Origin of the sequence: Mycobacterium sp. THU-M104 (assembly GCF_049197365.1) — a bacterium.
Lineage (GTDB): Bacteria > Actinomycetota > Actinomycetes > Mycobacteriales > Mycobacteriaceae > Mycobacterium.
Genome location: NZ_JBMIOP010000233.1, coordinates 1 through 8,743, shown reverse-complemented (window position 1 = coordinate 8,743; position 8,743 = coordinate 1). Strand labels below are relative to the sequence as shown.

General features: G+C 69.4%; 8 protein-coding genes and 1 pseudogene. 4 read left to right on the top strand and 5 right to left on the bottom strand.

What is annotated here, in order from left to right; translation table 11 throughout:
• Nucleotides 1–405: pseudogene (locus ACOJVU_RS17620) on the top strand (acyl-CoA dehydrogenase); the annotation flags it as partial.
• 132 nt (nucleotides 406–537) lie between these two features.
• Here ACOJVU_RS17620 and ACOJVU_RS17615 read toward each other — a convergent pair.
• Complete coding sequence (locus ACOJVU_RS17615; protein WP_421530951.1) at nucleotides 538–1,077, bottom strand: DUF3349 domain-containing protein; 540 nt, start codon at nucleotides 1,075–1,077, stop codon at nucleotides 538–540.
• 138 nt (nucleotides 1,078–1,215) lie between these two features.
• On the opposite strand from ACOJVU_RS17615, the gene ACOJVU_RS17610 reads away from it, so the two are divergent.
• Both ACOJVU_RS17610 and ACOJVU_RS17605 read left to right on the top strand, forming a co-directional pair.
• On the top strand, nucleotides 1,216–2,310 hold the full coding sequence (locus tag ACOJVU_RS17610) for a sensor domain-containing protein (RefSeq protein WP_421530950.1): 1,095 nt from the start codon (nucleotides 1,216–1,218) through the stop codon (nucleotides 2,308–2,310).
• Between the two features lie 36 nt (nucleotides 2,311–2,346).
• Complete coding sequence (locus tag ACOJVU_RS17605; protein WP_421530949.1) at nucleotides 2,347–3,315, top strand: aldo/keto reductase; 969 nt, start codon at nucleotides 2,347–2,349, stop codon at nucleotides 3,313–3,315.
• Nucleotides 3,316–3,328: 13 nt separating this feature from the next.
• On the opposite strand, the gene ACOJVU_RS17600 is transcribed toward ACOJVU_RS17605, so the two are convergent.
• From ACOJVU_RS17600 to ACOJVU_RS17590, 3 genes are all read right to left on the bottom strand, one after another.
• Complete coding sequence (locus ACOJVU_RS17600) at nucleotides 3,329–4,117, bottom strand: SDR family oxidoreductase (protein ID WP_421530953.1); 789 nt, start codon at nucleotides 4,115–4,117, stop codon at nucleotides 3,329–3,331.
• A 389-nt stretch (nucleotides 4,118–4,506) separates the two neighbouring features.
• Complete coding sequence (glgX, locus tag ACOJVU_RS17595) at nucleotides 4,507–6,654, bottom strand: glycogen debranching protein GlgX (RefSeq protein ID WP_421530948.1); 2,148 nt, start codon at nucleotides 6,652–6,654, stop codon at nucleotides 4,507–4,509.
• A 209-nt stretch (nucleotides 6,655–6,863) separates the two neighbouring features.
• The gene (locus ACOJVU_RS17590) at nucleotides 6,864–7,238 is read right to left on the bottom strand and encodes a MerR family transcriptional regulator (protein WP_421530947.1); all 375 of its coding nucleotides are present in this window, start codon (nucleotides 7,236–7,238) and stop codon (nucleotides 6,864–6,866) included.
• 144 nt (nucleotides 7,239–7,382) lie between these two features.
• Here ACOJVU_RS17590 and ACOJVU_RS17585 point away from each other — a divergent pair, with 144 nt between their 5' ends.
• Nucleotides 7,383–7,859: an Hsp20/alpha crystallin family protein gene (locus tag ACOJVU_RS17585; RefSeq protein WP_421530952.1), complete on the top strand. Its 477-nt coding sequence runs from the start codon at nucleotides 7,383–7,385 to the stop codon at nucleotides 7,857–7,859.
• A gap of 123 nt (nucleotides 7,860–7,982) precedes the next feature.
• On the opposite strand, the gene ACOJVU_RS17580 is transcribed toward ACOJVU_RS17585, so the two are convergent.
• Nucleotides 7,983–8,743, bottom strand: a 761-nt coding sequence (locus tag ACOJVU_RS17580) for a WS/DGAT domain-containing protein (RefSeq protein ID WP_421530946.1), incomplete at its 5' end; no start/stop codon positions are given.

Sequence of the window (8,743 nt, the reverse complement as noted above, 5' to 3'; positions counted from 1 at the left end):
GGGGTGGCCGCGTGCTGGCTCGGCGGCGCGCGCCGCGTCGCCGAGCCGCTGTACCGCTGCGCCGAACGCCAATGCGCGGACGCCTACTCGCTGGCTCACCTGGGCGCGGTGGACGCCGCGCTCGCCGCCGGCGAGGCGATGCTGACCACCGCCGCCGCCCGCATCGACGCCGACCCGTTCGACCGGACCGAAACCGCCCAGCTACTCGCCCGACGCGTCCGCAGCATCGTCGAGCACGCGGCCGACGAGGCCATCACCCGCACCGGCCGGGCCCTGGGGCTCGGGCCGCTGTGCCAAGACGGCCGGCACGCCCAGCGGGTGGCCGACCTCACCATCTACGTCCGCCAGAGCGACGCGGAGCGCGACCTGGCTGAGCTCGGACAGCTTGCAGGACAATGCCGTTGAAAACACTGAGCCGTTGAAAACACTGAGCCGTTGAACGCACTCAAGACCCTGCCGACCGCCAACGGCGAGCGCTCCGCGGCCAACGGCGCGCGCAACGGACACCCAAAGCCGGTCAGCATCGGCCGCCGGGCGTCAGGCGCCGTGATCGGCACGCCGGCCGAGGGCGATGAGTCGGTCGTGCACGCGGCCGATGTCGTTGAGGGACGGCATGTCGTTGGTGATCCGGCTGATCTCCACGCCCACGTCGGTGGCGCCGAACGGCACTCCCCCGGCACTGATGCATTCGGTGATCGCGGCGATCTCGTCGTCGGAAATGCGTCGGCGCAATAACGCGAACAACGGCACGTATCCGGTGGCCGGCAAACCCGAGGGATAACCCGCGCGCAAGAAACCGACCACCCTGGACACCCCGTTGGCCATCGTCAGCCCACCTCGTTCGTTTCGACGCATGCTACCGGCAAACACCCTGTGCACGGGTACTGCACCGGACGAATCGCACACGTGCACCGAGGATGGCAGCCGGTATGACGTCACTCGCGCGACCCACTGGTGCTGCTTCTCGCGCGTCTCGGCGCTTTCGGTATCGCCGCGGGCGGCCGAGGTGATCAACCCGGCAGCCAGGTGGCGATGCTGGCGGGCGGCGGCGCGCTCCACGGCGCACCTCTCCGACATGAGGTGCACCACCGCTCCCGGGCTGGCCGCAACCCAAGTTCAGCAACTTCGTGGGGGCACCGCGGAAGGCTCCCGGCGGCAGCCCGGTCCGCCATCGGATACATTCTCGGCAGGACCCACATCGAGGAGGGCACCGCAATGAGCGCTCCCCCCAATTCCTATGGCCCCAACTCCTATGGCCCCGGGTTCTATGGCCCCGGGTTCTATGGCCAGGATCCTTACGGGCAAAGCCCCTTCAGCTACGATCCGCTCGGGCGGGCCCCCTATGCCGCCCCGCCGACGGGCCCGCCGGTTCTCCCGCCCCCGCCGGTGGATCCCCGCCCGGCGGCGCCCGTCAACGCGCCCGTCAACGCGCCCGTCAACGCGCCCGTCAACGTGTTCGCCACGCTGTCGCTGGTGTTCGCGTTCCTTTGCGCCCCCGCCGGAGCACTGCTGGGACACGTGGCGCTCGTCCAGATCCGGCGCACCGGTGAGCGCGGCCACGGCCGCGCGGTGGCCGGGGTGGCGCTGTCCTACGCCTTCGTCATACTGGCGGTGTTCGCGCTGGTCGCGTGGGCGATGCTGGCCGAGTACACGTCGAGCCGCACCGCGGCGCCCGGCGCACCTGCCAGCACGGCCGAGCCGGCGCCCACGGTGGCGCCGCGTGCCGTGGGCGCGCTGCTGCCCAACGTGGGCGACCTGCGGAACATCACCGGCGACCAGAACCTCGCGGCCGGCCAGACATGGGATCATCCGGCCCGCTCCGACCGGGAGGGAACGATCGACCGCCCGCAGTGCTGGGGAAGCATCGCGCCGGGGACCCCGGACGCCTACACCGCGGGCGCCATCTTCGGGTACCGCGCGGCGGAATTCTCCGACACCCGCAGCTTTCTCAAGTCGACTCAGGTGATCCAGGCGGTCGCGGCGTTGCGCGATCCGCCCGCGGCCCGGTCACAGTTGGACACACTGCTGTCCGGATGGCGCGACTGCGGCGGCTCCACCGTCGCGGTAACCGTCCCCGGCAGGGAGGCGATCCCGTTTTCTCTGGGCGAACCCTCCGACGCCGGTGACGGCATCACTACATTGGACCTCGCGCCGCGCGGGCTGCAGGTGCGCTCCGTGCGCGCGATCGCGGCCCGGTCCAACGTGGTCGTCGACCTGTACGTGTCCTGCAGCGGCACGACCGACGGCCGCATCCCCCGCCAGTCGGCCGTGAGCATCGCCAACTACATCCTCGACAAGATTCCTCAGTAAGGTGGGACGGCAGGATGGGCCAGTAGGGTGGGGTTCATGCAGTATCTCGACGTCGACGGGGTCGGCCGGGTAAGCCGGATCGGCCTGGGCACGTGGCAGTTCGGTTCGCGCGAGTGGGGTTACGGCGCCAGTTACGCCTCCGGCGCCGCCGGTGACATCGTGCGGCGGGCCCGCGCCCTGGGGGTCACGCTGTTCGACACGGCCGAGGTGTATGGGCTGGGCCGAAGCGAGCGCATCCTCGGCCAGGCCCTCGGCGCCGAGCGCGCCGAGGTCGCGGTGGCCAGCAAAATCATGCCCGTCGCCCCTTTCCCCGCCGTGGTCAGGCAGCGCGCGGCCGCCAGCGCGCGCCGGCTGGGTCTGGACCGCATCCCGCTGTACCAGGTCCATCAGCCGAACCCGGTGTTCCCGGATTCGGTGATCATGCCCGGCATGCGTGGGCTGCTGGATCGCGGCAAGATCGGCGCGGCCGGGGTCTCCAACTATTCGCTGGCGCGGTGGCGCAAGGCCGATGCGGCGCTCGGCCGTCCCGTGATCAGCAACCAGGTCCATTTCTCGCTCGCCCACGCCGGTGCGCTCGAGGACCTGGTGCCGTTCGCCGAACGCGAGAACCGGGTCGTGATCGCCTACAGCCCGCTGGCCCAGGGGCTGCTGGGCGGCAAGTACGGCCTCGACAACCGGCCCGGGGGCGTTCGTGCATTGAACCCATTGTTCGGCACCGAAAACCTGCGCCGCATCGAGCCGCTGCTGCAGACGCTGCGCGACGTAGCCGCGCAGGTGGGCGCCAAGCCGGCCCAGGTGGCGCTGGCCTGGCTGATCAGCCTGCCGGGCGTCGTCGCCATCCCCGGGGCCTCCAGCGTCGAGCAGCTCGAGTTCAACGTCGCCGCCTCCGACGTCGAGCTGCCCGCGGAGTCCCGAGACGCGCTCACCGCCGCCGCCCGCGCGTTCCGGCCGGTCTCGGCTGGGCGGTTCCTCACCGACAAGGTCCGCGAGAAGCTCGGCCGCTGAGCCGGCGCCGACGTTACGGCTGTGACGACGGGGCGGACTCCGCGAACGCCGCGGGCCCGGCGGGTGCGCCCCGAGCAACCACGAGCGGCATCGACGTCGCCGCGTCCGTGCCCAGGATCGTGTGCACGACCGCGACGAGGTCCTCGACGGGCATCAGCTTGCCGGGCATGCAGCCGCGCGAAGCCCACAGCGGGACGGCCTTCATGGCCAGGTCCATATCCCAGCCGATGTTCATGCCCGTCGCCGCGTCGCCCTCGCCGCCGGCGCACTCCCCCACGATGAGCGTGGTGAAGCCGATGTCGGGGTGCTCGGTGCGCCACGCTTCCACGAGCCGCTCCAGAGCCGCCTTGCTGACGCCGTAGGCCCCCAGCCCCGGCCACGGCGGTCCGAAGGTTCCGGCGTCGGAGGACAGGTAGACCGCCTTGCCCGCCTCCTTGCCGGCATCAGGCGTCAGGTGCGGCACCGCCGCGGCCGTGACCAGTGCCGCACCGATCACGTTGGTGTCGAAGACGCGCCGCCACGTCTCGGCGTCGGTGTCGACCATGCGCACCAGCGGCCCAACGGCCGGGGTGTAGACGAGGTTGTCGATGCCGCCCAGGGCGTCGGCGGCCTCCTGGATGGCCGAGCGGCAGGCGGCCTCGTCGATGACGTCGCATTCGACGGCGATCGCGCCGGCCCCCGCCTCCCGGGCGGCGGCCTCGATGCGCTCACGGCGCCGGGCGAGCAGCGCCACCTGATGGCCGCGCTGCGCCAGGCCGACACCAATGCAGCGCCCGAGGCCACTCGAGGCGCCCACCACCACTGTCCGTGACATATTCACTCTTTTCTGTAACGACTCACCCACTGGCGAGAAACCTACCGGATCGCGGCGGCACGCCCGCTCAGATGTCGACGACCGTATTTCGGCCGGCCAGTTTGGCCTCGCACATCGCCGCATCGGTCCGGGCCGCATCGGTCCGGGCCGCATCGGTCGGTCCGGGCCGCATCGGTCCGGGCCGCATCGGTCGGTCCGGGCCGTGGTCGGCGAAGCCGCCTCGCCGTACGGGCGATGGTCGCACCGATGCGATGCTCCGGATCGCCCAGATCGTGCACCCGAATTGGTGATGAACGAACGCCGTCGAACCGGCGAGATCGGCGACGAGCTGAAGAAATCTCGGGGGTGATGGATCGCGAAGGGCCGGACGGCGCCGGTCAGGGGCCGTCCGGGGCCCGCAACACGACGGCGGCGTAGGCCTCCACGGTCAGCTTGCCACCCCCGGGCACTTCGTCGGCCGGTGTCCTCTCCTCCGGCCCGGTGAACACCACCAACCGCCAGGTCGCCGCGAATTCCTTGGGCGGAAGGGTGAATTCGATCGGCTCGTGGTGGGCGTTGAAACACAGCAGGAACGAGTCGTCGACCACCCGCTGGCCGCGCGGATCACGGCCGGGGATCCCGTGGCCGTTGAGGAATACCGTGACCGACTTGGCGAACCCGGCGCCCCAGTCCTCCTCGGCCATCTCGGCACCCTCCGGGGTGAACCAGGCGATGTCGGGCAGCCCGTCCTGGCCCCGTCGGCCCAGCGGCTTGCCGGAGAAGAACCGCCGCCTTCGGAACACCGGGTGCTCGGCCCGCAGCGCCGACACCACCCGGGTGAACTCCAGCAGGCCGGTGTCGGCGCCGTCCCAGTCGATCCAGGTGAGCTCGTTGTCCTGGCAGTAGCCGTTGTTGTTGCCGTGCTGGGTGCGCCCGAGTTCGTCACCGTGGCAGATCATCGGCACCCCCTGCGACAGCAGCAGGGTGGTCAGGAAGTTGCGCTGCTGGCGCGCGCGCAGCTCGTTGACGTCCGCGTCGTCGGTCGGCCCCTCGACGCCGCAGTTCCACGAGCGGTTGTGCCTCTCGCCGTCGTTGTTGTCCTCGCCGTTGGCCTCGTTGTGCTTCTCGTTGTAGGACACCAGATCCCGCAACGTGAACCCGTCGTGGGCGGTGACGAAGTTGATGGAGGCCACCGGCCGGCGCGCGGTGTGCTCGTACAGGTCGGCCGAGCCCGACAGCCGGTAGGCGAACTCGTCGAGGGTGGCGGGTTCGCCGCGCCAGAAGTCGCGCACGGTGTCGCGGTACTTGCCGTTCCATTCCGTCCACTGCGGCGGGAAGTTGCCCACCTGATAGCCGCCCGGCCCGACGTCCCAGGGCTCGGCGATGAGCTTGACCTGGCTGACTGTCGGATCCTGTTGCACGAGTTCGAAAAACGTCGCCAGCCGGTCCACGTCGTAGAACTCGCGGGCCAGGGTGGAGGCCAGGTCGAACCGGAAACCGTCGACGTGCATCTCGAGGACCCAGTAGCGCAGCGAGTCCATGATCAGCTGCAGTGCGTGCGGATGCCCGACGTTGAGGCTGTTGCCCGTGCCGGTGTAGTCCATGTAGTACTTCTTGTCGTCGTCGACCAGGCGGTAGTACGCGGCGTTGTCGATCCCGCGCATCGACAGCGTCGGGCCCATGTGGTTGCCCTCGGCAGTGTGGTTGTAGACCACATCGAGGATCACTTCGATGTCCGCCTCGTGCAGGGCTCGCACCATCGCCTTGAACTCCTGCACCTGGCCGCCGGGGGACGTGGAGCTGGAGTATTTGAAGTCGGGCGCGAAGAACCCGATCGTGTTGTAGCCCCAGTAATTCGACAGGCCCTTCTCGACCAGGGTCGAGTCGTTGGCGAAGTGGTGCACCGGCATCAGCTCGATCGCGGTGACACCGATGCTCTTGAGGTGCTCGATGAGCGCCGGGTGCGCCACCGCGGCGTACGTGCCGCGCATCTGCTCGGGAATGTCGGGGTGGGTCTGGGTCAGGCCCTTGACGTGCGCCTCGTAGATGACGCTGTCGGCGTACTGATGGTCCGGCGGCCGGTCGTTGCCCCAGTCGAAGTAGGGGCTGATGACCACAGACTTGGGCATGCTGGGTGCGGAGTCCTCGTCGTTGCGGCTGTCGGGGTCACCGAAGTGGTAGCCGAACAGGGACTGGTTCCACTCGAAGCTGCCGTCGATCGCCTTCGAATACGGGTCCACCAGAACCTTGTTCGGGTTGCACCGCAGCCCGCTCTCCGGCTCGTAAGGGCCGTCGACGCGGTAGCCGAAGCGCTGTCCCGGTTCGACGCCGGGGATGTAGGCGTGCCAGACGAACCCGTCGACCTCGGGCAGCGTGATCCGGCTCTCGTTGTCGTCGGCGTCGAACAGGCACAGCTCCACGCGCTCGGCGACCTCGGAGAAGACCGCGAAGTTGGTCCCCGCGCCATCGTAGGTGGCGCCCAGCGGGTAGGCCCTGCCCGGCCACACTTCACCCGTGGGCGTGGGAAAGCGCTCGGCGCCTGTCATGGCGCACCTCATACCCCGGAGGCGCGGCAACCAAACCGGCCGCCCCTGCGCCCGCGCACCCGCAACGTCCCGCTGCGTAGGGAAATACTTTGGCCGGCAACGCTTTCACAGGCCAGTCGAGGGCCGGTCGGTCACGGCCTCGGCGGGACGTTCACGGCACCGTCCTGTTTCTCATGGAAGATCCCGTAGTCGCGGGGCGGGCCTACGGATCAGTGCTGCGGCGGTTCGGCATCCCGCGCGGGCCCGCGGGCCTTCGCCCCGTCACGCAAGCTGCGGTTGGTGGACCGCAGATCGGTGTTGTCCGCGGACAACTCGGCGTTGTCGTCCTCGAGCGACAGGATCCGGGCGATGCCGGCGAGGTTGACGCCGTCGTCGACCAGGGCGCTGATGCGTTGCAGCCGGGCCAGGTCGTCGGCACTGTAGCGCCGCGTGCCACCTTCGCTCCGGGCGGGCGTCAGCAGTCCATGGCGCTCGTAGAGCCGTAGCGACTGCACCGCGACACCGGAGAGTTCGGCGGCTACCGAGATTCCGTACACGCCGCGATCGGGCGCCGGCGCACCACCATCGCCGGGCTGATCAGGCATCACGGCATCTCCTCCAGAAAGCTGTGCAGAAAAAGTATTTAGCACAGTTGCGTTGATATGTCGATAGTGCTATAAGAAATCTATGTCATCTGACATAGGATTATGTGATTCACCACAATAGGTTAGGAGTGAGAGGTGACCGCCATGCTGATGCGCACCGACCCGTTCCGCGATCTGGATCGCTTCACCCAGCAGGTATTCGGCACCGCGGCCCGGCCCGCGGTGATGCCGATGGATGCCTGGCGAGACGGGGAGAACTTCGTCGTCGAGTTCGATCTTCCGGGCATCGACGCCGAATCGCTGGACATCGACATCGAGCGCAACGTGGTGACCGTGCGCGCGGAGCGTCCCGCACTGGACCCGAACCGGGAGATGCTGGCCACCGAGCGGCCTCGCGGCGTCTTCAGCCGCCAGCTCGTCCTCGGCGAAAATCTCGACACAGACAAGATCGAAGCCACCTACCGCGAAGGCGTCCTGAGGTTGCACATCCCGGTCGCGGAAAAGGCCAAGCCGCGCAAGATCGCCGTCGACCGCGGCGGGAAGACCGCACTCAAAGACAACGCCATCAAAGACAACGCCATCAAAGACAACGCCATCAAACGCGAGGTGATCGACGCGTGATCGACGCGTGATCGACCGGCGGGAGGGCGGAGGTCGCCGCCCGGCATTCCCAGCCGCCGCCCTCCCGTCCGGAATTCATCACGGCAGGCACAGGCCGGCGACGGCGCGCCACCGGGAGACGGCTCAGCCCGTCGGCGCCGGGGCCCGCCTGCGGCGTTGCGCGCGGCTCGCCGCGACCAACTGCGCCACCCCGTTCTCGATTCCCGCGGCAAGTTCCCCGATGTCGGATGCGGCGTCGAAGTCGGCGCTGATGCCGAAGACAAACGCGTCGGCGTAACTGACCATTGCGATACCGGTGCGCACCTGCAGGGCGATGGGCGGGACCGGCAGGATCTCCAGCACCCGCCGGCCCAGCAGCCGCTGCCTGCTACGCGGGCCGGGCACGTTGGTCGCCAGGCCGACGACGGCGCGCTGTGGCAGACGCGCCAGCAGCCGAATCGCCCACGCCGAGAACGCGAATGGCACGGCGCCGGCCGCCCACACCGCCGCGCTGCCGCCCTCGCTCTGACCGCTGGCTTTGACCCGGGTGAGGCGTTCGCCCACCAGCTCCAGCTGCCGCACCGGGTCCGGCTCGTCGACCGGCAGCAGCGGCAGCATCGCCGAGACCTGGTTGTCGGTGGCTGCGAAATGGTCGGCCGTGCGCACCGATACGGGAACGAGGGTGCGCAGCGAGTCGCGGTCGGGCCGTTCGCCCCGCTGCAGCAAGACGCTGCGATAGCTGTTCGTGATCGCCGCCAGTGCAACGTCGTTGAGCGTCACGCCGAACGCCTGGGACACCCGCTGAAGATCGGCCAGCCGGACCCGGGCCACGCTGTAGCGCCGCATCGTCGTGAGGGGTCCGTTCAGTGACGACGGCCGCGCCGGCCGCAGCAGGCCGGCCGTCA

What these genes read in the sequence shown, in the direction of transcription:
- ACOJVU_RS17615 (WP_421530951.1), bottom strand. Translation starts at nt 1,077, where the DNA reads ATGTCGGAGAGGTGCGCCGTGGAGCGCGCCGCCGCCCGCCAGCATCGC.
- ACOJVU_RS17610 (WP_421530950.1), top strand. Translation starts at nt 1,216, where the DNA reads ATGAGCGCTCCCCCCAATTCCTATGGCCCCAACTCCTATGGCCCCGGG.
- ACOJVU_RS17605 (WP_421530949.1), top strand. Translation starts at nt 2,347, where the DNA reads ATGCAGTATCTCGACGTCGACGGGGTCGGCCGGGTAAGCCGGATCGGC.
- glgX (WP_421530948.1), bottom strand. Translation starts at nt 6,654, where the DNA reads ATGACAGGCGCCGAGCGCTTTCCCACGCCCACGGGTGAAGTGTGGCCG.
- ACOJVU_RS17590 (WP_421530947.1), bottom strand. Translation starts at nt 7,238, where the DNA reads ATGCCTGATCAGCCCGGCGATGGTGGTGCGCCGGCGCCCGATCGCGGC.
- ACOJVU_RS17585 (WP_421530952.1), top strand. Translation starts at nt 7,383, where the DNA reads ATGCTGATGCGCACCGACCCGTTCCGCGATCTGGATCGCTTCACCCAG.